The organism is Dongia mobilis, assembly GCF_004363235.1.
Classification (GTDB): Bacteria; Pseudomonadota; Alphaproteobacteria; order Dongiales; family Dongiaceae; genus Dongia; species Dongia mobilis.
In genome coordinates, this window is the sequence record NZ_SNYW01000013.1 from 105,142 (window position 1) to 129,359 (window position 24,218).

Genomic DNA, 24,218 nt, shown 5'->3' on the forward strand with positions numbered 1-24,218 from the left:
CATGCCGGACAGCTATGCGCCGCTCCTGAGCGTCGATCTCGGCGCCGTTCTCGCCAATTTCAATCTGCTGTCGCGTCGTGCCCTGCCGGCTGTCGCCGGCGCCGTGGTCAAGGCCGATGCCTACGGCCTCGGCGCCGCCGTCATCGCCCCGCTGCTGAAGCGCGCGGGCTGCAGCGATTTCTTCGTGGCGACGGTGGATGAGGGCATGGCACTCCGCCAGGCCCTGCTGCCCGGGGTGCGCATCTATCTCCTCGGCGGTTTGCCGCCGGGATCGGAGCGCGAGATCGACGCCGCCGGCCTCATCCCCGTGCTCAACACCTTGGCTGAAGTCGACCGCTGGCAGGCCTACCAGAAGGGACCCGGAAGCGACGGCGCCTTGCGCCGCCAGGCTGCGCTGCATCTTGATACCGGGCTCAACCGCCTTGGCCTCACCCTGGGCGAATGCCGCGCGCTCGCCGCGGATCCGCGCCGGATCGGCGCCGGCAATATCGGCCTCGTTCTCAGCCACCTCGCCTGTGCCGACGACCCGGAGCATCCGATGAACCGCCGCCAGCTCGCCGCCCTGCGCGAGTTGCTGGCGGCCCTCAAGCTGCCGCCGGTCCAGGGCCGAAAGCCGCTGGTCTCGCTTGCCGCCTCTTCGGGCATCTTCCTGGGGCCGGATTATCATTTCGACCTGGTGCGCCCAGGGGCCTCGCTTTATGGCATCAACCCGCTCCTGGGTGCCCCGAACCCATTGCGGCCGGCCTTGCGTCTGCAGGCAAAAATCCTGCAATTACGCGACGTTGACTTGGATATGACCGTTGGCTATGGTGCCTCGCATCAAGTCCGGGGGCCCACCCGCATCGCGACTTTGGGGGTCGGATATGCGGATGGGATTTTCAGGTCGCTGGGTAATCGCGGCTGGGTCGTCGTGGCCGGCCAGCGGGCCCCGATCGTGGGGCGCATCTCGATGGATCTCATGACGATCGATGTTGGTCACCTGCCGCCCGAAGCGGCGACGCCGGGAACGCTGGTCGACCTCATCGGCCCGCAGCAATCGATCGACCAGTTGGCCGCCGATGCCGGCACGATCGGCTACGAGGTGCTCACCAATCTCGGCGCGCGCTTCCAGCGCCGCTACAGCGGCGGCTGAGGCATGGCTGGCGAGATGGCGACGCGCATCCTGCAACCGATCGGGCGGACCTTCCTCGCCGGCCTCGAATCCGCGGGCCGGCTCGCGCTCTTCACCCTGCAATCGGTCATGCATTGCCTGGTGCCGCCGATCTATCCGCGGCTGATCGTCAGGCAGATGATCGAGATCGGATTCTATTCCCTGCCGGTGGTCGGCATGACTGCGGTCTTCACCGGCATGGTGCTGGTGCTGCAGACCTATGTCGCGGTGTCGCGCCTCAATGCCGAATCGACCATTCCCTATGTCGTGGTCATCTCGCTCACCCGCGAACTGGGCCCGGTGCTGGCCGGCCTGATGCTGGCGGGGCGCGTGGGCGCCGCCATGGCGGCCGAGATCGGCACCATGCGCGTGACCGAGCAGATCGACGCGCTCCGGACCCTCTCGACCAATCCGTTCAAGTACCTGATCGCCCCCCGCCTGATCGCCGCCATCCTGATGCTGCCGGTGCTGGTTGCTATCGCCGACATCATCGGCGTCTTCGGCGGCTATCTGGTCAGCGTCTACCGTCTCGATTTCAGCCCGGCGATCTACCTCAAGAACACGGTCGATTTCGTCGAGACGATCGACATCGTCTCCGGCCTCGTCAAGGCGGCGGCCTTCGGCTTCATCGTGGCATTGATGGGCACCTATAGCGGCTTTCATTCGCGCGGCGGCGCCCAGGGCGTCGGCAAGGCGACCACCGATGCCGTGGTCTCGGCCTCGATCCTGATCCTCGCCGCCAATTTCATCATCACAGGGCTGTTCTTCACGCGATGAGCGATCTCAAGATCAAGGTGCGGGATCTGCGCAAGTCGTTCGGGCCGAAGAAGGTCCTCAACGGCATCGATCTCGACGTGCCGCGCGGGGAATCGCTGGTGGTGATCGGCGGCTCCGGCACCGGCAAGTCGGTGCTGATCAAATGCATCCTCGGCCTCATGGAACCCGATTCCGGCTCGATCGAGATCGACGGCCAGGAAGTGGTCGGCATGAAGGCCTCGGAGCGCGAGGAGATCATGCGCAAGTTCGGCATGCTGTTCCAGGGCTCGGCCCTGTTCGACAGCCTGCCAGTCTGGGAGAACGTGGCCTTCGGCCTCATCGCCGGGCGCGGCATGGGCCGCAAGGCGGCCAAGGACGTGGCGCTGCGCAAGCTGGCCGCCGTCGGCCTCGGCCCGGAAGTGGGCGAGCTTTTCCCGGCCGAGCTCTCGGGCGGCATGCAGAAGCGCGTCAGCCTCGCCCGCGCCATCGCCGCCGAGCCGGAGATCATCTTCTTCGACGAGCCGACCACCGGGCTCGATCCGATCATGGCCCAGGTGATCAACGAACTCATCGTCAAATGCGTCAAGTCGCTGGGCGCGACGGCACTCTCCATCACCCATGACATGCATTCGCTCCGCGCCATCGCCGACAAGGCGGCGATGATCTATGAGGGGCGCATCATCTGGGAGGGCGACGCCCGCGACATCGACCGAACCGGCAATGCCCATGTCGAGCAATTCGTCCAGGGCCGCTCGGAAGGGCCCATCCGCATGCCCGTGCGGCCGCTCTGAGGCGCCGGGGCGATGGCACGGCCAGCCCGCAACTATGTCTGCCAGTCCTGCGGCGCCGCCTTTCCAAAATGGGCCGGCAAATGCGAGGCCTGCGGCGCCTGGAACTCGATCGTCGAGGAAGCGCCGGTCGAGAGCGTGCCCAAGGGGCTGTCCGGCAAGCGCGGCAAGGGTGTCACCTTCGTCACACTCGACGGCGATGTGCCGCAGACCATCCGCCGGCCGACCGGCATCGCCGAATTCGACCGCGTCACCGGTGGCGGCCTAGTGCGCGGGTCGGCTGTCCTCATCGGCGGCGATCCCGGCATCGGCAAGTCGACCCTGCTGCTGCAGGTCGTGACCGCATTGAAGAACACCCGCTCTGCCTATATCTCGGGCGAAGAGGCGGTCGAGCAGGTGCAATTGCGGGCGCGGCGCCTGGGCCTTGGCCCGGATGACAGGATGCCGGGCGGCAAGGCGGGCGAGATGAAGACCGAACTGGCCGCGGCGACATCCCTGCGCGACATCATGGCGAGCCTCGACCGCGACGACGCACCCGAGATCGTGGTGATCGATTCCATCCAGACTCTCTATCTCGACAGCCTGGATTCCGCCCCCGGCACCGTCGCCCAGGTCAGGACCTGTGCTGCCGAGCTGATTCGCCTTGCCAAGAGCCGGGGCTTCACCCTGCTGCTGGTCGGGCATGTCACCAAGGAGGGCCAGATCGCGGGGCCCCGCGTGCTCGAACATATGGTCGATACCGTGCTCTATTTCGAGGGCGAGCGCGGGCATCATTTCCGCATCCTGCGCTCCGTCAAGAACCGCTTCGGCCCGGCCAACGAGATCGGCGTCTTCGAGATGTCGGACCGGGGTCTCGCCGAAGTGCCGAATCCCTCCGCCCTGTTCCTGGCCGAGCGCCACGGCAATGTCAGCGGCGTTTCGGTCTTTGCCGGCATCGAGGGAACGCGGCCCGTATTGGTGGAAGTGCAGGCCCTGGTCTCGCCCTCGCCCCTCGCCACCCCGCGCCGCGCCGTGGTCGGCTGGGATTCCGCGCGCCTTGCCATGATTCTGGCGGTCCTCGAGACACGCTGCGGCCTCGGCCTTGCCGGCAGCGAAGTCTATCTCAACATCGCCGGCGGCCTCAGGATCACCGAGCCGGCGGCCGATCTTTCCGTGGCACTGGCCCTCGTTTCCTCGCTCTCCGACCGCTCGGTGCCGGGCGATCTCATCGCCTTCGGCGAGATCGGCCTCTCGGGCGAGGTGCGCATGGTGGCCCAGGCGGAAACGCGCCTCAAGGAAGCCGCCAAGCTGGGCTTCAAGCGCGCCATTCTGCCAAAGCGCATGACCCAGGCCGGCGGCAAGCCGATCCGGGTTCCCGGCCTCGCGCTCGTCGAAATCGGCCATCTGCAAGAAATGATCGATTGGCTCTATAATGAAGTGCGCTCCAATGCCCTCCAGGCAACGGTGAGCGCCAGTCGACAACAGCACAACAAAGGCTAAGGGACGAGCCGCAACAGGAGCGCCCGCGCGTTGAACTTTCTCGATCTCATCATCCTTGGCGTCCTCGCCCTGTCGGCGCTGCTCGCTTTCTCGCGCGGCTTCGTCAAGGAGATGCTCTCGATCCTGGGCTGGATCGGCGCGGTCGTGGCGACCATCATGCTGTTCGCCCCGGCCCGGATCCATGTGCGACAATACATCACGGAGCCGCTGCTGGCCGACATCGCCACCGGCATCGGCATCTTCGTCATCACTCTGTTTCTGTGCGGCCTGGTGAACCACTGGCTGTCGGGGCATGTGCGCAATAACGGGCTGGGGGCCCTCGACCGGTCGCTGGGCCTGGTCTTCGGCCTGGTGCGCGGGGCGGTGGTGATCTGCGCCGCCTATATTCTGATGGCCTGGGTCATGCCCGATCGCGAGGAACGGCCGGACATCGTCAACGAAGCCCGGACCCTGCCGGTGGTCGAACGGGGGGCCGCCTATCTCCTCACATTGCTGCCCGAAGATATTCTCAAGCAGGGCGAGGAAGCGCTGGGCCAGGGCCTCAAGGCAGTGGAACAGGGCCAGGCGATCGGAAATGCGATCGGCACCATCCAGGGCAGTCCTGCGCCGGATGCGCCCCTCCCCGGCGCGAATGCCGGACCTCAGTCCCAAGAACCCGGTGGACAAGATGCCGGATCAGGGTATAAGGACGCCGAACGCAACGACCTAAACCGACTGATCCAGGGCACCCAGTAACGCTGTGAAAGCCCGGCCGGAAAAAGGTAACTGCCGATGCTGACCACGCACCCCTTCGATGACGACCATTTGAAGGAAGAGTGCGGCATTGTCGGCATTTTCGGGGTCGACGAAGCCGCCACCCGCACCGTCCTCGGTCTCCACGCTCTGCAGCATCGCGGGCAGGAAGCCGCCGGCATCGTCGCCCATGACGGCGAGAGCTTCCACGCCCATCGCGCCATGGGCCATGTAGCCGACAATTTCTCGGCGGAAAGCGTCGTCGGCCAGTTGGCGGGCCGCGCCGCGATCGGCCATGTGCGCTATTCGACCACCGGCGAGACGGCGCTCAGGAACGTGCAGCCCTTCTTTGCCGAGCTTGCCTTCGGCGGCATTGCCGTCGCCCATAACGGCAACCTCACCAATGCCTCCGCCATCCGCCGCGAACTGGTCAAGCGCGGCTCGATCTTCCAGGCTTCCTCGGATACCGAGGTCATTCCGCATCTGATGGCGACCCATCTCAGGGGCAATGTGGTCGACCGCCTGATCAATGCCTTGCATCAGGTCGAGGGCGCCTATTCGCTGGTCGTTCTCGCCAAGGACATGGTGATTGGCGTGCGCGATCCCTTGGGCGTACGACCGCTCGTACTTGGCAAGCTCGGTGACGGCTACATCCTCGCCTCGGAGACCTGCGCCCTCGATATCGTCAGCGCCGACTATGTGCGCGATATCGAGGCGGGCGAGATGGTCATCCTGGACGGCAAGGGCGTCACCTCGCTCCGGCCCTTCTCGCCGGCGCCGCACCGCTTCTGCGTGTTCGAATACATCTATTTCGCCCGGCCGGATTCGGTCATGGAGGGGCGCAGCGTCTATGACGCCAGGAAGGCGATCGGCGCCGAACTCGCCCGCGAGGCCGCGGTCGCCGCCGATGTCGTCATTCCGGTGCCGGATTCCGGCGTGCCGGCGGCACTGGGTTATGCCGAGGGTTCCGGCATTCCCTTCGAATACGGCATCATCCGCAATCATTATGTCGGCCGAACTTTCATCGAGCCGACCGACCAGATCCGGCATCTCGGCGTCAAGCTGAAGCACAATGCCAACCGCGCCAAGGTGGCCGGCAAGAAGATCATCCTGGTCGACGATTCGATCGTGCGCGGCACCACCTCGAAGAAGATCGTCGAGATGATGCGCCAGGCGGGTGCCACCGAGGTGCATATGCGCATCTCGAGCCCGCCCACCTCGCATTCCTGCTTCTACGGCATCGACACGCCGGAACGCAGCAAACTGCTGGCGGCACAGATGAGTGTCGACGAGATGGCCCGCTTCATCGGCGCCGACAGCCTCGCCTTCATCTCGCTGGACGGACTTTACCGCGCCATGGGCCACAAGGGCCGCGATGCCGCGGCTCCGCAATATTGCGACGCCTGCTTCACCGGCGACTACCCGACCGAATTGACGGATCACAGCAACGAGAAAGTGGCCCAGTTGTCGCTGCTGGCGGAAAAGAGCGCATGAGCCAGGGCAATTCGGGGCGACTCGCCGGCCGCATCGCGCTGGTGACCGGGGCTTCGCGCGGGCTTGGCGCCGCCATCGCCCGCGCCTATGCGCGGGAAGGCGCCGATCTGGTCCTGACCGCCCGCACCGTGGGCGGGCTGGAGGAACTCGACGACGAGATCCGCAAGATCAACGGCAAGACCAGCCTGCTGGTGCCGCTCGACCTGAAGGACGGCGAGGCCGTCGACCGGCTGGGTGCCGCCCTCTACGAACGCTATGGCCGCCTCGACGTGCTGGTGGGCAATGCCGGCCAGTTGGGCACCCTGTCGCCGCTCGGCCATATCAAGCCGGCGGAGTGGCAGGACGTCATCGACGTCAACCTGACCGCCAATTGGCGCCTGATCCGCTCGCTGGACCCGTTGCTGCGTCAATCGCCGGCTGGCCGTGTCATCTTCGTCACCTCGGGCGCGGCGCGGGGTCCGCGCGCCTATTGGGGGACCTATGCCGTCTCCAAGGCGGCACTGGAGATGCTGGCCGGCATCTATGCCCGGGAAGTCGAACAGAGCAATCTGCGCGTCAACCTGATCGATCCCGGCCGCGCCCGCACGCGCATGCGCGCCAGAGCCTATCCCGGCGAGGATCCGATGTCGCTCAAGGCGCCGGACGAGATCACGCAGGCCTTCGTCGACCTAGCCAGCGCGGATTTTTCCGGCAACGGCCAGCTGGTGATGGCGCAATAGCCGCGCCAGCCCGCGAACATGCCCGCCTGCGATCGTGCCGATCACTGCGATGGCAAGTCATGCTATAGTGGCATTGGCCGCTTGTCGCCGGCCGAACTCGACCGGGCAAGACCATGACCACCGAGGAGCAATTCCCCGAATTCAGCAACAGCCCGGACGGCATAACTTCGCCGCGGATTCGCCGTCTGCTGGACTACTGGTACAGCAAGCGGCATGGCAACGCCTTGCCACGGCGCGACGATATCGACCCCGGCGAGATCCGCGACCTGCTGCCCAACCTCGTGCTGGTGGATATCGAGCAGCCCTTCCGCATCCGCTATCGTCTGGTCGGTACGCGGGTCGCCGATTTCAATCGGATCGATTTTACCGGGCGCTATCTCGACGAACTGCGTTGGGATGGACAGGGGCGCTATACCCGCGCCTACCAGCTGGCCAGCACGGCGCGGGAACCGGTCTTCGGGTTCGATTCATGGCCGCTGGCCCGCGACCATACCGGCCGCAGCGAGATTGTGCTGCTGCCGCTGTCCGCCGACGGCAAACGGGTCGACCGCTGCATCGGGCTGGAGGATTTCCTGTTCCCGGAACACCAGTTGCTGAAGCAGGATTATCTGGAAACCGAGCGCGATACTGGCCGCAATTCCTGACATCAGGCGATGGCATCGATATCGCGGGCCAGCCGAAGGTCGCGCGCACTCAGGCCACGGCAGTCATGGGTCGTGAGCCGGATCGAGACGCGGTTATAGACATTCGACCATTCCGGATGATGGTCCTGTGCTTCGGCCAGCAGGGCAACGCGGCTCATGAAGGCCCAGGCTTCGCTGAAATTGCGGAACCTGAAGTCGCGCTGCAAGGCGGTGCGGTCCGCGCTCACCTGCCAATGCCCGAGTTCCTGGGCGGCGGCGGCGATCTCGCTGTCGGTCAGTCTGGCAATCATGTGCACCTCATGTTTGTTTGCGGCATCAGCGCATGAGCGGACCGAGATGCTGGCTGATGCGCTGCTCCAGCCGTGCATCGAGATCCTTCATGGCGGCATCCAGCATGTTGTAGAGTACCGCCTCGCGCTGGTTGAGGGTCAGGTCCTCGAGTACCGTCTGGCTGCGCGTGACGCGCTCGGTCAGCGTGCCACTTACGCCAATGACCGGGTTGAAGGCGGTGATCCTGACCTCCAGCGCCAGATCATAGCGGTCGGATTGTTCCTTGCGCAGCGCCGCGTCTAGGCCACTCGATCGCGGCAGCGGCGTCCGGATCGCCCGTGCCTCGACGATCGTCACATCGGCCTGGCCGCGGATACCAACGGCACGCAGCCGATCCCCCGCCCATTGATTGACCGCCGCCGCCGGGGATTGCGGAAACTCGGCACTGACATCCTCGGCGCCGCTGGGCAGGGCAGCCGCCGGCTCCGTCTCGACCTGCACGGACGCCACATCGAGGGAAATGGCTGGCCGATGCTGGAATGTCATGTCGGCGAATTTCTGGCGGTTGGGCGGTGCGTCGCAGGCCGCGAGAAGAAGCAGCGACAGGGCGCCAAGACAGATGCTAAATGATTGGAATGTATTCATTTTTCCTCCCGTTCCGGGGATTTCACTTGGGGGCGAGAGTGCCAGCGGCAGCGCCCTGAGGCAAGCAAGGCAAACATGCGATTGCAAATCATTTGCAAATAAATCTGGACAGCATTAGACTGCCCGCCATATCCAAAACCATCCAAAGCCGCCCCCCGCTCATGACCGCCAACGACAATCACTGCGCCGATCCGGACCTTCGCGACACCACGGAAAAGCCGGCCGAGACCTGTATCGAGCAACTCGGCTTTGCCAGCCAGTTCGTCATCTGGGTTGCGCGCGCCTGGGTAACGGCCCTGAAGAGCGAGCGGGATTTCGCCGTCGTGAGCGGTGGCACCTTCCTGCAGCTCGGCCTCGATGCGGCCGAGGGCGCCCTCGACGAGTTCTTTCTGGTGGTCGCCCATTCGGCCAACCGGCAGATCGATATCCGCTGTCTGAAATGCCGTCAGGTCAGCCCGGACGAGTTGGTGTTCCACCGCGCCGTTGCAGCCGCGCAGAACGGGCTTGCCTTTCAGGCCTATCATGAACTGCGCTGCTGGCTGGCGCCGGCTGCCGCGCGTCTGGCCTTCGCGCCCCTGATGCGGCTCGGGATGGCCCTGGCGCGCGGCAAGCTGCTGCTCCCTGCCCCCGCGCCGGAAACCGCATCATCGGCGCTGCCAGATTTGCCGATGCCATCCCGCAGCCTGCATTGATACATGAACACCTGCCGGCATTTGTGCCCATCTTCCTAATGCGGCTGCATCCTTTAACAGCAAGAAACTATTAACCTTGCGCTTTGACATCCGGGCGGCCACCATTCCGCCCGGTCGCGCAAGCAATCTGCGTCCGGGGCCGCCGCCGCGAATTCGCGGTGCGCCAAATATCTGCCCTTGTTGTCACTGCCGGAACCACCGCACAGGTCTTGCCTGATGAGTCTCGTCGCCGAGCATGAGACATCTCCGATCGGCCCCGATTCGGATGATCTGCAGCAAGGGAACGCAAGTGAACCGCGCCACAGCCTGATGCTACTGATCGCCGTGCCGATCGTGACCCTGGTCATCGGCGTTCTTGCCACTGTGGTGATCTATGGCGAGCTGCGCCAACGGGCCGACGCGGTCTGGCTTGGCAACGTTGAAGGCGCGCTGGCACGGCTCGACGACGCCTTTTCCGACCTGGTGAGCGCCGAGATGGTGCCGCTGCGCACCATGACCGGCCTGTTCCTGGGTTCCGAGAGCGTCACGGCCGAGGAATTCCAGCGCGTCGTCGACGGCATGTCGCGCAACGGGACCGCCAACCGGCAGGTGGCCCTGGCCTATCTGGAGGAAATGCCGGATGGCGGGCATCGCCTGGCACTGGATGCCGGCCTCCCTCGTTTCGGTGACATCGCGCGGGACGCGGCGCAGTGGCCGGGACTGGCTGCCGCTGCCGCGCTTGCCCAGGCGCAGCCGCATCACATTCTGCTCAGCCCCGAGCCGCTCTTCAATGACGGCACGTTCGACCGGTTCGGCCTGGTCCTGGCACTCGACCAGGGTTCGATGAAGGGGTTGCTGGTCGCCCCGCTGGAGCTCGAAAGGCTGCGCGCCAGGTTTGTCGAGCAACGCGTTCCCGGCGATCTGTTCCTTGACCTGTCGGTGCGCCCGGACAACGCGACGCGGACCTGGTCGGTTTCCCGCACGGGCGATGCCGTGCCGGCGGCCGGGGCGGAGCAGGTCCACCGTGCCGTCTCACTTGCCGGCAGCGATTGGATGCTGCTCTGGCATGTGTCGGACAGGTTCCAGGGTGGGCCGGATCGCAGTTTCCCGCACGCCGTCCTGGTCGGCGGTCTCAGTTTCTCGCTGATGGGCGCCCTGCTGTTCCTTCTGGCAATCTACGAGATCCGGCGCGAGCGCAGCCAGACGCTGATGGCGCAGCGCACTGCCGCACTGTTCCAGCGACACGCGGTCGAACTGGCTCTGGCCCGCGACAGCGCCGAGCGGGCGAACCGCGCAAAATCCGAATTCCTGGCCAATATGAGCCACGAATTGCGGACCCCGCTCAATGCCATCATCGGCTTTTCCGACATGGTGCGCCTCGGCTTGTGCGGACAGCTTGCCAACCAGCGGCAGCAGGAATGCATGCAGCACATTGCCGAAAGCGGCGCCCATCTGCAGCACCTGATCAGCGACCTGCTTGACACGGCCCGCATCGAGAGCGGGCAGATCGAGTTGAACGAGGAGCCCCTGGATGCAGCGGCGATCGCGCGCGAGGCGGCCGCGTTCCTGCAACCGGAAGCCGCCAAGAGGGGTATCGGAATAGAGCTGGATGTGGGCAACCATCTGCCGGTCTGGCAGGCCGACCGCCGCGCCGCCCTGCAGATTCTCACCAATCTGCTCGGCAATGCGGTCAAGTTCTCGCCAGCCAACGGCGTGGTCGCGATGCGTCTGCAGCGCCTGCCCGATGACGGCCTCGGCATCGACATCGTGGATCAGGGGCCGGGAATCGATGCGTCAACCCAGGCGCGCATCTTCGAGCGCTTTGCGCGCGGTGACCCGATGATATCGCGCGAAACCGACGGGCTGGGCCTCGGCTTGTGGATCGTCAAGAGCCTGGTAGAATTGCATCGCGGCCGGATTGATATCGAAAGCGCGCCGGGCCGGGGAACCACGGCTCGCCTTGGATTCCCGCCGCCCAGTATCTAGCCGGCAGTGCCGCCCGGTCCTGCCAGGATAGCGGTCAGCGGAAAGCGATAGGTCGAATTGCAGAACTCGCAGGTGACGTCGAGCGCACCGTCGATCGCGAGGTCATGCAGTTCCTCCGGGGCCAGGGAATAAAGGACGCGCTCGACGCGCTCGGCCGAACAGCGGCAGCGCGCCTGCAGGGCGTGGCCCGGAAAGACGCGCACGCCGTCCTCGTGGAACAGGCGATAGAGCAGGTCCGTGAAACCGACTGCCGGCCCGGTCAGTTCGTCATCGCGGGCACTCGCCATCAGGACCATGGCGCGGCGCCAGGCATCCTCCTCGTCCAGGTCGCCACCTCCGCCCGGGGTGCCACCCTCGCTCGGCACGCGCTGCAGCATGATGGCGCCCGCGCGCCAGCCGCCGGCATGGCGCTCGACCGCCAATTTGAAGCCCGCCTGCATCTGCTCCGACTGGCGGAAATAGTGGTGGATGCACTCGACCAGATCCGGCCCGTCCAGCTCGACAATGCCCTGATAGCGATCGGCATGATCGCCCTGATCGACGGTGAAGGCGAGATAGCCGCCACCGGTGAGGCGCGGGAGGCTGGCCTGTTCCGGCGGAATCGCCGCCACCGCATCGGCATCGAACTGGGCATAGCCGCGTATGTCGCCATCCGAGGTGACGTCGGCAACCATGAGGCGGAGCGCGCCGTTGCCCTTGGTCTGCAGGGTAAAGACGCCGTCATACTTCAGCATCGCCGCGAGCGTCGCCGCCAGCACCATCATTTCGGCAAGCTGACGGGCAACCGGCAGGGGATAGGCGTGTCTGGCGATAATCTCGCTGGCGGCACGATCGATGCGCACCATGCGGCCGCGCACGCCATGACCCTCGATCTGGAATGGCTGCACGAAATCGCTGGCGGGGATGAAGCTCCCGGGATCTGCCATGTCCGACATACTAGACGATCACAGCAGGCCGAAGCACCAGTAAAGAATTCCCTGCTGGGCATGAAGGCGGTTCTCCGCCTCGTCCCAGACCACCGATTGCGGGCCATCGATGACGCTGGCCGTCATCTCGTCGCCGCGATGCGCCGGCAGGCAATGCATGAAGACGGCGCCCGGATTGGCTTTGGCCATCAGCGCATCATCGACCTGGAAGCGACGCAGTTGCTCGTGCCGGTCCAGGGTATCGGCATCGCCCATCGAAACCCAGGTGTCGGTGACGACACAATCGGCGCCCTTCACGGCTTCCGAGGGGTCGGTCATGATGCGGACCTTGCCGCCCTGCTGATGGGCCCAGTCGATCACGTCGCGGGGCGGCGTCAGATTGGCCGGGCAGGCGATGTTCAGCTCGAAGTCGAACCGCACGGCGGCGTGAATCCAGCTGGTTGCCATGTTGTTGCCGTCGCCCGACCAAGTGACACGCTTGCCCTGGATCGGGCCCCGATGCTCCTCGAAGGTCATCACATCGGCCATCAGCTGGCAGGGATGGGTGCGATCAGTCAGGCCGTTGATGACGGGTATGGTGGCGTATTCCGCCAGTTCCATCAGTTTCTGTTCCCTGGTCGTGCGCACCATGACGCAATCGACATAGCGCGAGAGCACGCGCGCGGTGTCGGCCACCGTCTCGCCGCGACCCAGCTGCGAGCTTTCCCGTTCCAGCACGACCACGTCACCGCCCAGCATCTTCATGCCGATCTCGAAGGAGACGCGGGTGCGGGTGGACGGCTTCTCGAAGATCATGGCCAGTGACTTGCCGGCAAAGGGCTTGCCGTTGCCCTGGGGAAAGTTCTTCGCCTTTACCGCCTTGGCGGTTTCGATGATGCGCCGCAAATCGGCGGCACTCATCACGTCGAGATCGAGGAAATGTTTCGGGGTCTTCGTGCTTGTCATGATCAGGCAGCCTTGGCTTCGGCCGCGGCGGCGGCCAGCATGTCGATGGCGGAATCCACTTCCGCATGGGTGACGATCAGCGGCGGCAACAGGCGCAGCACGTTGTCCCCGGCAGCGACCGTCAGCAGACCGAGGCCCCGCAGCTGGGTGACGAGGTCGGTATTGGTAATGCCGTCGGCGCATTTCAGGCCGCGCATCAGGCCCTTGCCGCGCAGGCCGACGAAGGTCGCCGGGAACCGGCGCAGCAATTCATGGATGCGGGCATCGAGATGTGCGGCGACTGCATTGACCTGGTCGAGGAAGCCGGGCGCCAGGATCACGTCGAGAACCGCGTTGCCGATTGCCATGGCGAGCGGGTTGCCGCCGAAGGTGGTGCCATGCGCGCCCGGCTGGAAGGCCGCCGCGACCCGGTCGGTCGCAAGGCAGACGCCGAGCGGAAAGCCGCCGCCGATGCCCTTCGCCGTCGCCAGGATGTCGGGCGCGATACCGGCCCATTCATGGGCGAAGAACCTGCCGGTACGGCCGACACCGCATTGCACCTCGTCGAACATGAGAAGCAGGCCGAATTCGTCGCAGACCTTGCGCAGGCCCTGAAGGAACTCGATTTCGGCGGCGCGCATACCGCCCTCGCCCTGCACCGGCTCGACCAGGATCGCCGCCGTTTCCGGCCCGATCTTGGCGCGCACCTCGTTGAGATTGCCGAAAGCGCAATGGTCGAAGCCCTCCACTGCCGGGGCATAGCCCTTGGAATATTTCTCGTTCCCGGCGGCGGCCAGCGCCGTCAGGGTGCGGCCGTGGAACGAACCTTCGAAGGCGATCACCCGATAACGGTTGGGATCGCCGAAATCGTCGTGATACTTCCGGATCAGCTTCACGCCGCATTCGACCGCCTCGACGCCGGAATTGGCGAAGAAGACCTTGTCGGCGAAGGTGGCGGCCGCCAGTCGCTCGGCAAGGCGCTCCTGCCCCGGTATCCGATAGAGATTCGAGGTATGCCAAAGTTTCCGGCCCTGCTCGATCAGCGCCTCAACCAGATGCGGGTGGCTGTGACCGAGGGCGTTCACCGCGATGCCGCTGGCGAAATCCAGGAATCGTCGACCGTCCGCCGTGAAGAGATAGACCCCCTCGCCCCGCTCGAAAGCAAGGTCGCAACGGCCATAGGTCTGCATCAGCGCATTCATGGACAGCCTCTTCGGGTGATGGCCCGGGCGCAACGCCCGGTGAAATGGGCCCAACAAGGCCCGGGAAAGCGGCGACTATCGGGAGATGCCTCCCGACTGTCAACCGCAGGCGAAAGATGCGTTCGGAGTATCAGGGCACGGCTCCGGCCGAGGTGTTCGGCCTCGATGGAATCCTCTTTTTGATCAACGGCATATCCGGGTTCGCACAGGGCATCGCACAAGCTTGAAAAACCCCGCCGACCGATCCGGTGGGCAGGGCGATTTGACTTAACGAGAACGGGAACTAGCGGCTGCTAGGCCATCCGGTTCGCGCGACAAGTCGATCGCTCCGCACCAAGGGGCGGAGACGACGTCGTTCGCGGATGATGGTGTAAGCAGCCGACATGGCGGCGACCCTAGGGGACTATCGCCGGGCGGTCAAGTTCGGCCGCGGCAAGCTCTCAGGACATCAGATATCAGGGTTTCAGGCGATAGCCGCGCCGCAACCAGACCCAGGCGAGGACAAAGAGCGCCAGATTGACCGCGACCAGCACCACCGCCCCTTTCCCCAGCGACGCCGCGGCCTCGCCGCTGACGCCGTAGCGGAACCCGTCGATGACATAGAAGACCGGGTTGAACAGCAGCAGCGCCTGGCCCAGCGCCGGCAGATCCTGGACGCGGTAGAAGAGGCCCGAGAGAAAGGCCAGCGGCAGCAGCAGAAAAGTATGGATGGCGGCATAGGAATCCCACTTCTCGGCCCAGATGCCGACCAGTATGCCGATGAGGCTGTGCAGCACCGTGCCCATGAGCCCGAAGAAGACCAGCGCCAGCGGGTCGTGCAGCCCCAGAGGGGCGAACAGCAGGGCGGCGATGGCGACGGCGGCACCCACCACCCAGCCGGCGGCGCAGGCGCCGCCGAGATAACCCAGCACCCGCTCGATCGGCGAGAGCGGCGCCATCAGGAGATCGGCGATCACCCGCTCGTGCTTGTCGAAGATGAGCGAGCCGCAGGCATTCTCGAACGCCTTTTCACAGGCGACAAAGACGACCAGTCCCGGCGCGATGAAAGCCAGCATCGCCGCGGCCCCGCCGGCGCCGATGGTTGACCAGGCAAGGTGAAAGATGGCGAGATAGAGCAGCGCGGAGACGATCGGCCCGAGGAGCTGGTAGTTGTAATCCTTGAGGCCGCGCCGACCCTCGCGCCAAGCCAGCGTGGCGAGACCCAGCCAGTTGACGGCACCAAAACGCCGCGGCTGCGCCAGAAGGCTCATGCCTTCAACCGCCAGCCACGGGCGAAGGCGCGGTAGTTGACCGCGAGCAAGGCCAGATTGACGCCGCCGAGGACGCCGATACCCAGTACCAGCGAACCGTCGGCATGGCCGATCATGCCGTAGCGGAAGCCGTCGATCATGTAGAAGAACGGATTGAGATGGGCGAGCAGCTGGCCGAATTCCGGCAGGCGTTCGGTCGAATAGAAGGTGCCGGAGAGGAAGGCGAGCGGCGTCACCACGAAATTGGTCACCGCCGCCATGTGGTCGAATTTCTCGCACAGGATCCCGGCGAGGACGCCGAGCTGCGCCAGCATCAGGCTGGCCATCACGGCATGGAAGACCAGGAAGAAGGGCTGCGCCGCGCCGAGCGGCACGAAGACCCCGATGGCGGCGGCAGTCGCAATGCCGACGGCCAGGCCTCTGGTAAGCCCGCCCAGCGCGACGCCCAGGGTCAGTTCCAGCGGCGACAAGGGCGGCATCAGGAGATCGACGATATTTCCCTGCACCTTGGCGATCAGCAGCGAGGAGGAGGTGTTGGCGAAGGCGTTTTGGGTCATCGCCATCATGATGAGGCCGGGCGCCAGGAACTCCATGTAGGAGACGCCGCCGATGGTCCCTGCCTGCCGCCCCAGGGCCAGCACAAAGATGGCGAGGAAAAGCAGCCCGGTCACCATCGGTGCCAGGATGGTCTGGGTGGCAACCGCCCAGAACCGCCGCACTTCCTTGCGATAGAGGGCGGCAAGGCCGATCCAGTTGATGCGGCCGTAGCGCCGCGGGGCAAGTCGGGTGGAAACCATATCGCTCATGATGGCGCGGACCTTAGGCGCCACCGCCGCCGCCGGCAATTGCGATCTGCGCATTCCCCCCTATACCCCTACAGGCGCCGGGGGAGCTTGAGCGCGAGTCCGGCGCAGATCAGGGCAAAGCCGGCGTTGACCAGGAACACGGTCCAGAGCGGGAAGAAGGTCAGCAAGACGGCGAAGATGGCGGGCGGGATGAGGGCAGCGGCATCGCGGAATATGCTGAAGACCATGGTCATCTGCGGCCGTTCGAAAGACCGCACGGCACGCAGGAAGGTGACCACGGCGACGGAATCGAGCGAGACGGCGCCCACCGCCGAGACGATCAGCAGGGCGCTGGCGATATCGGGCCGGTCATGAAACCAGACGACGCCGAAGGTGGCGGCCGATACCCAGAGGAAGGCGCCGGCGATGAAGCGCCGGAGCCCGATGCGCCGGCCGAGCCAGCCGAAGACGAGCGCCACGAACAGCATCGCTGTGCAGGCCGACAGCAGATTGCCCGCCGCCACCTGCGGCATGCCGTTCTGCACCAGATAGATCGGCGCATAGGTAAAGAGCGTCACCCACCAGGTCTCGCGGCCGAAATTGAGGATCCAGGCCAGCGTCAAGCGCTTTTGGCCGAAATAGCGCCGGATATTCGCGACGGGGTTGGAGCGCTGGGCGATCCCGGGTACCGGTGCCTGAAGCCGCAACCGGCGGAAATAGAGAAAGAGCAGCAGCGCCGTTCCCGCCGAGACGACGAAGGGCAAGGCCGGATCGATCTCGTAGAGGCGGATGCCGAGAAAGGGCCCACCGGCCCAGGCGGTGGCCGAGAAGAAGGTACGCAAGGGTTCGGATTTTGCCAGCGCCTTTTTCCCGATGAAGGCGGCGATGTAGATATTGAGGAGGCCGAGGAGCCCGGCCGCTGCCATCGCGCGCAGCATCCAGCCGAGGCCGAAGCCGGCGATATGTGCCGTCATCATCGCCAGCGAGGCGATGCCAAGCAGTGCGATGGAGAGCAGATAGGTGGCACGCGGACGCCAGCGCAGGATGATGCCGGGCAGGATCAGCGCCGCGACGACGCCGGCAATGCCGACGATCGTCACCATGATGCTGACATCGCGTGCCGAGCCCAGCAGGCGCAGGGCCTCCAGCGGCAGCACCGGCGCCACAATGGCGCGGGCGATGGAATCGACGGTGAAGAGCGTTGCGAAGAGGACCGGGCCAGGTTGCGTCACCGGCGCGTGCCACGGCCGGTGCACCGGACTGCGAGGCCCGGCCAACGGCGGAACGAAGGTGGTATCGGTGGGCATCGGGATGGCGAAAGGGTCTGCAGCTGGGATCGCGGCGGATCATAGCGCGCGGACCGACCGCCCGCCGGAGCAATCGTCCGGCGGAATTTGCATGGCGGTCATCCGTTCCTGGACGAATGGACCGGAAAGCGGAACCGGCAGACCGATGGCGTCCATTGGGCGATACGCCTTCGCCGTCAGGCCGCGCGATCGATCAGGTGCATGAAGGAACCCATCACCGGCCCCACCCGGCGGCCGGCAGGACCAAGATCGCGGCCCCTGGCATCCGTCAGCCGGAAGAGCGCCGGCGCGTCGCCTTCGTGAAGGATGGTGGCGTAGTGGAACTCATGGCCGCGCAAGGTCGTGCCGGGCGTCCCGAACGGCGCAGCCGCTAGGAGTTCCGCCGCACGGTAGCCGAGATGCAGCCGACGCGTCGCGAAGGAGGTGGCGACGGGCAGCAACCCGGCCATTTGATGCTGCACACCGGCGGCATCGGTGAGATGCGACCCCAAGGTCATATAGCCACCGCATTCGCCATAGACGACGGCCCCGCGCGCAGCGGCCGCGCGCAAGCCGTCGAGAAAGCGGCGATTGCCGGCGAGGCGCCCGGCATGGAGTTCCGGATAGCCGCCCGGCAGGAAGACGGCATCGGCGCTCGCATCGGGTGCCTGATCGGCCAGCGGCGCGAAGGGCAGGATCTCGGCTCCGGCCGCCCGCCATTGTTCAAGATGGAAGGGATAGGAAAAGGCGAAGGCCGCATCCTCGGCAAGCGCAATCCGCTGGCCGAGCGGCGGCAGAAGCACTGAGTTGGCCGGGCGTGCCGCAATCTCGCCCGCCGCCGCGACGATGCCCTCGAGTTCGAGCGCATCGCCGAAGGCAGCGCGGGCGGCGGCGAAGAAATCATCCAGGGCGGCATGTTCGCGCGCCTGGACGAGGCCGAGATGCCGCTCCGGCACGGCAAGCTCGGCAACGCGCGGCAGACAGCCGAAGACCGTCAGCCCGGCCTCTGCGGCAGCGCGTGCGAGGATGTCGCGATGGCCCGGCCCGCCCACCTGGTTGAAAATGACACCCGCGAATTGCAGGGAAGGATCATGGGTGACGATCCCCTGCAGCAGGGCCGCAGCGGTCGCCCCCATGCCTTTCACATTCATGACGAGGAGGATGGGCAGGCCCAGGGCGCGGGCGAGTTCAGCGGTCGAACCGTTCTCGCGCGCAGAGAAGCCGGGGATACCGTCGAAGAGACCCATGACGCCTTCGACGACAACCAGATCGCCGCGCGATGCCTGGCGCGCCAGCAGTCCGTCGAGGCCTTCGCGCCGCATCGCCCAGATGTCGAGGTTAAAACAGGGCTTGCCCGTGGCAGCCGCGTGGAAGCCGGGATCGATATAGTCCGGTCCCGCCTTGCAGCCCACCACATCGATGCCGCGTGCCTTCAGCAGCGAGAGCAGGCTGAGGGTCGTCAGGGTCTTGCCGCTGCCCGATGCGGGGGCGGCGATGATGAGGCCGTGCGCCATGAAAGGCGTCGCTCAGCCGGTCTGGTCGCGGCGGCGCAGGCCGAGCGGATCGGGTTCCAGCCGGCGGCCCTGCAGGGCGCCCATCCAATCCATCGCCGCCCGCAGGCGCACCACCTCGCCCACCACCACCATGGCCGGCGGCTCGATGCCGGCCGCTTCCACCTCGGCCGCCGCCCGCGAGAGGGTCGTTTCCAACACCGCCTGATCGGCCGTCGTGGCGCGCGCCACGACGGCGACCGGCGTCGTCGCGGACCGGCCGCCGGCCATCAGGCGCTCGGCAATGCGCCCCAGATGCTTCAATGCCATGTAAAGCACGATCACCGGGGCACCCCTGGCGAGCGAGGCCCAATCGACCGAATCCGGCACCTCGCCTGTGGCGTCATGGCCGGTGACGAAGGCGACCGCCGAATTGACCTCGCGATGCGTCACCGGAATGCCGGCATAGGCCAGGCCGCCGATGCCGGCGGAAATGCCAGGGACGATGCGGAAGGGAATGCCGGATTCGACCAGGGTGAGCGCTTCCTCGCCGCCGCGGCCGAAGACGAAGGGATCGCCGCCCTTCAGGCGCAGCACGCGCTTGCCCTCGCGCGCCAGTTGTACGAGGCGCAGCGAAATATCGGGCTGCTTTGCAGACGGCTTGCCGCCGCGCTTGCCGGCATATTCGAGGACGGCGCCGGGGCGCGCGAGATCGAGGATCGACCGATCCACCAGCGCGTCATAGACGATGACATCGGCCGACCCCAGAGCCTTCACCGCCAGCAGGGTCAGCAGGCCGGGGTCGCCCGGCCCGGCTCCGGTCAGCCAGACCCAGCCCGGCTCCATTTCCGGCAATGTCGCAAATAGCTTATCCATAGCGGCCCAAATTAGCGCAGTATCCGCCACTGACTAGCCCGCAAAAGACATCCGCCCATACAATTGCGTCATGGCTGCCGAAACCGAGAACCCGCCCACCCAAAACACCAAGCGCCGCCCCGATGGCCCCCTGCGCAAGGGCTGGACCACCGGATGTTGCGCCACGGCAGCCACCAAGGCGGCTTTTTCCGCCCTTTTGACCGGAAAATTCGCCGATTCAGTGACGATTACCCTGCCCAAGGGCGAAAAACCCGTCTTTTCCCTGCTGGAACCGGTGCTTTCGGGCGATTTTGCCGAGGTCGGCATCATCAAGGACGCCGGTGACGACCCAGATGTCACCCATGGTGCCCATATCCGCGCCCGGGTACGGCACCTCGCCCCGGGCTCGGGCACGGTGTTCAGGGCCGGTGCCGGCGTCGGCACGGTGACCAAGGCCGGCCTGCCGATCCCGCCCGGCGAGCCCGCCATCAACCCGGCCCCCCGCGCCATGATCGAAGGCGTGCTCGAAGAAGTCGCCGCCGCCCATGCCACCCATGCCGATGCCGAGGTGACCATCTCGGTCATCGGCGGCGCGGAGATTGCGAAGCAGACCTGGAACCCGCGCCTTGGCATCGTCGGCGGCATCTCGATCCTCGGCACCACCGGGATCGTGCATCCCTTTTCCTGTGCTGCCTGGATCGCCTCGATCCATCGCGGCATCGACGTGATCCGGGCGGCCGGCCTTGCCCATGCCGCCGCCTGTACCGGCTCCACCACCGAAGCGGCCGTCGAGAAGCGCCATCACCTGCCGGAGATCGCCTTCATCGACATGGGCGATTTTGCCGGCGGCGTGCTCAAATACCTGCGCCACCATCCGATCCCGCGCCTGACACTTGCGGGCGGATTTGCCAAGATGGCCAAGCTGGCGGAAGGCCATCTCGATCTCCATTCCGGCCGCAGCCAGGTCGATCTGGCGCGGATCGCCCGGCGCGCATTGGATCTCGGCGCCAGCGCGGATGTGGCCGAGCGCATCCGTGCCGGCAATACGGCGATGGAAGCACTGGAAATCTGCGCGGCATCCGGCATCCCGATTGGCGGCGACATCGCACGGTCGGCGAAAGGCGTCGCCCTCGCCGAGGCTGACGGCAAGATCGACATCGAATTGCTGGTCTATGACCGCAAGGGCAACCTCGTCGGCGAAGCGGGGTTTGGCAGCTAGATCGAGCGCAGCCGGCGCACAGCCGAGAAGAACGCCACCACCGGTGCGAGGGCATAGCCGGCAATGGCGATCCAGAGCACCGGATCGATGCCGTAACGTTCGGCGACGACGCCGGCCAGCAGCGCGGCAAACGGTACCGGGGCATCGTTGACAAGGCGCGTCGTGGCACCGGCGCGGCCCAGCAATTCGGGCGCCACGCGCTGCTGGCGCAGGGTCCGTTCCAGCACCGCGAAATAGCCTGTGCTGCCATCGGCAAGGCATTGCTGCAGGATGAGGAGCGGCACCACCAGGAGCGGCGAGACGCCCAGCATGACACCCGCCAGCGGCACACAGGCAAGGCCCATGGTCTTTGCCGCAAAAGCCAGGATGAGACCGGGCCCGACGGGCAGGCGGGTGGCCAGGCGCGGGACCGCCGCCGCCCCGATCAGGCTTGCCGCCCCGCCCGTCGCCACGATGACGCCGAGCACCAGGGGCGAAACGCCGAGATCGCGCACCAGATAGAGCACATAGAATGGGGCCAGCATGGCGCCAAAGAATGTCCGGATGAATCGGGCATAGAGCAGCGGCCGCAACACGGAATCGCGCCACATGACGCGAAGGCCGTCGCCGATCTCGCGCCGGAAGTCGGGACGCGTTGCAATTGCCGGTGCCGTTTCGCGCACCCCGATCCGCAGCAGGAAAACGGCCGACAGCAGATAGGAAAGGGCATTGACCAGGATGGTGAGCGGCGCGCCGATCACCTGGACCAGCAGCCCGCCCAGGGGCGGCCCCACGATCTCGGTGCTGGCATCGGTCGCTTCCTTGGCGGCGTTGGCCTTGAGGATATGCCCCCGGCCGACAAGGCCCGGCAGGTAGGCCTGGTCGGCGATGTCGAAGGCCAGCGTCGCCGCCGAGACGAGGAAGGCGACGAGACAGAGTTGGGTGATGCTGAGGAGGTCCAGGAGGGCCGCCATCGGCACACTGAGCAGGACGAGGCAGCGCAGCAGGTCGCTCCAGATCATCATCGGCCGGCGCCGGATGCGGTCGAGCAGGGCGCCGGCATGGAGCGCCAGCAGGATGGTGGGGAGGGTGTTGGCGATGGTAATCGAACTCATCGCCAGCGGCCCCGCCCCCAGCGCCAGCACGGCGGTCAATGGCAGGGCCTCGCGCGCGATCTTGGCACCGAGATGGGAGATGCCGAGGGCGGCGATGAGATGGCGGAAATCCGGCCGGCGCCACAGCTCTGCGCGCGGCTCCATTTCCATGGCGCCTATTCCGGCCGGTAGAGATGCTGGTGGGCGGCGTTGTAGAGCTGGCTGTCCTTGAAATCGGCCGGGCCGAAGACGCGGCCGACGAAGATCAGCGCCGTACGCCTGATGTCGCCGCCAGCGATCTTGTCCGCGATATCGGCAAGCGTGCCGCGCACCACCGCCTCGTCCGGCCAGGAAGCCCGATAGACCACGACGGCCGGGCAATCGAGGCCATAAAAGGGCGCCAGCTCAGCCACCACCTTGTCGATGCTCTTGACCGAGAGATGCAGCGCCAGAGTGGCTCCCGATTGGCCGAGGGTCTTCAGGTCCTCGCGCGGCGGCATCGGCGAGGACGCCCCCTGCACACGCGTGAGGATGATGGTCTGACTGACCTCGGGCAGCGTCAGTTCCGCCTTGAGAAGTGCTGCCGCCGCCGCGAAGGCGGGCACGCCAGGGACCACATCATAGGGAATGCCGAGCCCGTCCAGTCGCCGCATCTGCTCGCCGATGGCGCCATAGATCGAGGGATCGCCGGAATGGACCCGGGCGACATCCTGGCCAGCCGCATGCGCCTTTTGCATCTCGGCGATGATCTCGTCGAGATGGAGCGGCGCCGTGTCGATTACCCGCGCATCTTCCCGCGCCAGGGCGACGATCGCCCTGGGCACCAGGGAACCGGCATAGAGCACCACCGGCGCCGCGGCGATCAGGCGCTGGCCCTTGACCGTGATGAGGTCGGGGTCGCCGGGCCCCGCGCCGATGAAGTGAACGATGCTCATGAGCGCCCTTATCCGCGATTCGGGTCCCTGGCGGCAATGGCGCAGGTCACGCCCCGCGCCGCCTGCTTCGCCAGGACCAGCACCGCTTCCGGGCCGGCGGCGGCCAAGGCCGCCGCCTCGGCAACGCCATGGCAGCCGATGCGCCGAAACAGATCCTCGGACGGGTGCAGGAGGCGCGGTGTCTCCAATTCGAGTCGCGCCGCCGGATAGAACGTCGCCGCGACGCCGAAATGCTGCGCCAGTCGAACGACCAGCCCGACGGCGCGACGGCTCTCGATGCTGGCAACCGCGTCGAGGTCGCGCTGGGCGCATGCCGCCCGTTTCAGGCAATCATCCGCCAGTGCCACAAGTTCGGCAAATGCAACCCCGCTTTCATGGCCGATTCCGAGAACGATCCTCACGCTTCGTCGCCGCCCCATTTCTCTTCGGGCACCGGACCGGCGGTATCATGGAGGTGGCGCGGCAGGGAATCGGCTGTGTCGAACCAGGGAATTCTCTCCGCCGTGAAGAAGTGCGCGGTCGGTACCAGCGCCTCGGGGTGATCGAAGGCACCGATGTTGAGGTGGATTTCGCCGGGGTATTTCAGTGCCTGGTAGGCAAGCGGGGTACCGCAGCGACGGCAGAACGAGCGGGTGACACCGGGCGAGGATTGGTAGCGACCGGGCTGTGCGCGGCCCGACCAGCGGAATTTTTCCGGTGCCGTTGGAAAGACGGCGAAGGTCGCAACCGCCGCCGCGGTATGCCGGCGGCAGGAGGCGCAGTGGCAGTGGAAGACCGCGCGCGGATAGCCGATCGCGTCAAAGCGAACTTCGCCGCACAGGCAGCCACCCTGGTGTTTTACGCTCTGTGGTGCCATACCGACCTCCTCGTGCCCTTGTGACACCTGCAATTCGGGGGCAGCATAGCACTCGGTGCTTGACGGAACAGCCCGGATGCAGT

General features: G+C 66.1%; 25 protein-coding genes. 11 read left to right on the top strand and 14 right to left on the bottom strand.

The window, feature by feature from the left end; translation table 11 throughout:
• Position 1 precedes the first annotated feature (1 nt).
• The 8 genes from alr to A8950_RS17570 all read left to right on the top strand — a co-directional run bounded on the left by alr (position 2) and on the right by A8950_RS17570 (position 7,762).
• Complete coding sequence (alr, locus tag A8950_RS17535) at positions 2 to 1,132, top strand: alanine racemase (RefSeq protein WP_133614982.1); 1,131 nt, start codon at positions 2 to 4, stop codon at positions 1,130 to 1,132.
• Between the two features lie 3 nt (positions 1,133 to 1,135).
• Positions 1,136 to 1,927 carry an MlaE family ABC transporter permease gene (locus A8950_RS17540; RefSeq protein ID WP_243735690.1) on the top strand — a complete coding sequence of 264 codons (792 nt, stop codon included), beginning with the start codon at positions 1,136 to 1,138 and terminating at the stop codon, positions 1,925 to 1,927.
• Positions 1,924 to 2,697, top strand: a complete 774-nt coding sequence (locus A8950_RS17545) for an ABC transporter ATP-binding protein (protein ID WP_133614983.1) — start codon at positions 1,924 to 1,926, stop codon at positions 2,695 to 2,697. Before A8950_RS17540 ends, A8950_RS17545 begins: the two co-directional genes overlap by 4 nt.
• 12 nt (positions 2,698 to 2,709) lie before the next feature.
• Entirely contained in the window at positions 2,710 to 4,173 is a 1,464-nt protein-coding gene (gene radA / locus A8950_RS17550) for a DNA repair protein RadA (RefSeq protein WP_133614984.1), read from the top strand.
• 30 nt (positions 4,174 to 4,203) lie between these two features.
• Positions 4,204 to 4,908, top strand: coding sequence for a CvpA family protein (locus A8950_RS17555; protein ID WP_133614985.1), 705 nt, complete (start codon positions 4,204 to 4,206; stop codon positions 4,906 to 4,908).
• 36 nt (positions 4,909 to 4,944) lie between these two features.
• Positions 4,945 to 6,399: an amidophosphoribosyltransferase gene (gene purF, locus A8950_RS17560; protein ID WP_133614986.1), complete on the top strand. Its 1,455-nt coding sequence runs from the start codon at positions 4,945 to 4,947 to the stop codon at positions 6,397 to 6,399.
• Positions 6,396 to 7,118 carry an SDR family NAD(P)-dependent oxidoreductase gene (locus A8950_RS17565; protein ID WP_133614987.1) on the top strand — a complete coding sequence of 241 codons (723 nt, stop codon included), beginning with the start codon at positions 6,396 to 6,398 and terminating at the stop codon, positions 7,116 to 7,118. The genes purF and A8950_RS17565 overlap by 4 nt, the downstream gene beginning before the upstream one ends.
• Positions 7,119 to 7,231: 113 nt before the next feature.
• Positions 7,232 to 7,762, top strand: coding sequence for a PAS domain-containing protein (locus A8950_RS17570; RefSeq protein ID WP_133614988.1), 531 nt, complete (start codon positions 7,232 to 7,234; stop codon positions 7,760 to 7,762).
• Positions 7,763 to 7,764: 2 nt separating this feature from the next.
• On the opposite strand, the gene A8950_RS17575 is transcribed toward A8950_RS17570, so the two are convergent.
• Positions 7,765 to 8,052 carry a 4a-hydroxytetrahydrobiopterin dehydratase gene (locus A8950_RS17575; protein ID WP_133614989.1) on the bottom strand — a complete coding sequence of 96 codons (288 nt, stop codon included), beginning with the start codon at positions 8,050 to 8,052 and terminating at the stop codon, positions 7,765 to 7,767.
• A 25-nt stretch (positions 8,053 to 8,077) separates the two neighbouring features.
• Positions 8,078 to 8,677, bottom strand: a complete 600-nt coding sequence (locus A8950_RS17580) for a hypothetical protein (protein ID WP_133614990.1) — start codon at positions 8,675 to 8,677, stop codon at positions 8,078 to 8,080.
• A gap of 161 nt (positions 8,678 to 8,838) precedes the next feature.
• Between A8950_RS17580 and A8950_RS17585 the strand changes: the two genes are divergently transcribed.
• Positions 8,839 to 9,369, top strand: a complete 531-nt coding sequence (locus A8950_RS17585; protein ID WP_133614991.1) for a hypothetical protein — start codon at positions 8,839 to 8,841, stop codon at positions 9,367 to 9,369.
• Positions 9,370 to 9,585: 216 nt separating this feature from the next.
• A complete protein-coding gene (locus A8950_RS17590) occupies positions 9,586 to 11,334 on the top strand; it encodes a sensor histidine kinase (RefSeq protein WP_133614992.1) in 1,749 nt (582 codons plus the stop codon).
• Here A8950_RS17590 and hslO read toward each other — a convergent pair.
• From hslO to cobA, 8 genes are all read right to left on the bottom strand, one after another.
• Positions 11,331 to 12,260 carry an Hsp33 family molecular chaperone HslO gene (gene hslO, locus A8950_RS17595; protein ID WP_133615103.1) on the bottom strand — a complete coding sequence of 310 codons (930 nt, stop codon included), beginning with the start codon at positions 12,258 to 12,260 and terminating at the stop codon, positions 11,331 to 11,333. The genes A8950_RS17590 and hslO overlap by 4 nt on opposite strands.
• A gap of 18 nt (positions 12,261 to 12,278) precedes the next feature.
• Complete coding sequence (gene argF, locus A8950_RS17600) at positions 12,279 to 13,205, bottom strand: ornithine carbamoyltransferase (RefSeq protein WP_133614993.1); 927 nt, start codon at positions 13,203 to 13,205, stop codon at positions 12,279 to 12,281.
• 2 nt (positions 13,206 to 13,207) lie between these two features.
• The gene (locus tag A8950_RS17605; protein WP_243735691.1) at positions 13,208 to 14,386 is read right to left on the bottom strand and encodes an aspartate aminotransferase family protein; all 1,179 of its coding nucleotides are present in this window, start codon (positions 14,384 to 14,386) and stop codon (positions 13,208 to 13,210) included.
• Between the two features lie 455 nt (positions 14,387 to 14,841).
• Complete coding sequence (locus tag A8950_RS17610; RefSeq protein WP_133614994.1) at positions 14,842 to 15,636, bottom strand: ABC transporter permease; 795 nt, start codon at positions 15,634 to 15,636, stop codon at positions 14,842 to 14,844.
• On the bottom strand, positions 15,633 to 16,442 hold the full coding sequence (locus tag A8950_RS17615) for an ABC transporter permease (RefSeq protein ID WP_133615105.1): 810 nt from the start codon (positions 16,440 to 16,442) through the stop codon (positions 15,633 to 15,635). The genes A8950_RS17610 and A8950_RS17615 overlap by 4 nt, the downstream gene beginning before the upstream one ends.
• Before the next feature lie 68 nt (positions 16,443 to 16,510).
• Positions 16,511 to 17,653, bottom strand: a complete 1,143-nt coding sequence (locus A8950_RS17620; RefSeq protein WP_166645257.1) for an MFS transporter — start codon at positions 17,651 to 17,653, stop codon at positions 16,511 to 16,513.
• A gap of 251 nt (positions 17,654 to 17,904) precedes the next feature.
• Positions 17,905 to 19,221 (bottom strand): cobyrinate a,c-diamide synthase, encoded by a 1,317-nt coding sequence (locus A8950_RS17625; RefSeq protein WP_133614996.1) that lies wholly within the window; start codon positions 19,219 to 19,221, stop codon positions 17,905 to 17,907.
• A 12-nt stretch (positions 19,222 to 19,233) separates the two neighbouring features.
• Entirely contained in the window at positions 19,234 to 20,073 is an 840-nt protein-coding gene (gene cobA, locus A8950_RS17630) for a uroporphyrinogen-III C-methyltransferase (RefSeq protein WP_133614997.1), read from the bottom strand.
• Positions 20,074 to 20,143: 70 nt separating this feature from the next.
• Between cobA and A8950_RS17635 the strand changes: the two genes are divergently transcribed.
• On the top strand, positions 20,144 to 21,271 hold the full coding sequence (locus A8950_RS17635) for a cobalt-precorrin-5B (C(1))-methyltransferase (RefSeq protein WP_133614998.1): 1,128 nt from the start codon (positions 20,144 to 20,146) through the stop codon (positions 21,269 to 21,271).
• Here the strand turns inward: A8950_RS17635 and A8950_RS17640 are convergent.
• The 4 genes from A8950_RS17640 to A8950_RS17655 are packed head-to-tail and all read right to left on the bottom strand — an operon-like array spanning position 21,268 to position 24,135.
• The gene (locus A8950_RS17640; RefSeq protein WP_133614999.1) at positions 21,268 to 22,515 is read right to left on the bottom strand and encodes an MFS transporter; all 1,248 of its coding nucleotides are present in this window, start codon (positions 22,513 to 22,515) and stop codon (positions 21,268 to 21,270) included. The two genes, A8950_RS17635 and A8950_RS17640, sit on opposite strands and share 4 nt — an antisense overlap.
• Before the next feature lie 5 nt (positions 22,516 to 22,520).
• A complete protein-coding gene (cobM, locus tag A8950_RS17645; protein ID WP_133615000.1) occupies positions 22,521 to 23,279 on the bottom strand; it encodes a precorrin-4 C(11)-methyltransferase in 759 nt (252 codons plus the stop codon).
• 8 nt (positions 23,280 to 23,287) lie between these two features.
• Positions 23,288 to 23,680, bottom strand: a complete 393-nt coding sequence (locus tag A8950_RS19725; protein WP_208109923.1) for a cobalamin biosynthesis protein — start codon at positions 23,678 to 23,680, stop codon at positions 23,288 to 23,290.
• On the bottom strand, positions 23,677 to 24,135 hold the full coding sequence (locus tag A8950_RS17655; RefSeq protein ID WP_133615002.1) for a GFA family protein: 459 nt from the start codon (positions 24,133 to 24,135) through the stop codon (positions 23,677 to 23,679). Before A8950_RS17655 ends, A8950_RS19725 begins: the two co-directional genes overlap by 4 nt.
• Positions 24,136 to 24,218: the final 83 nt, after the last annotated feature.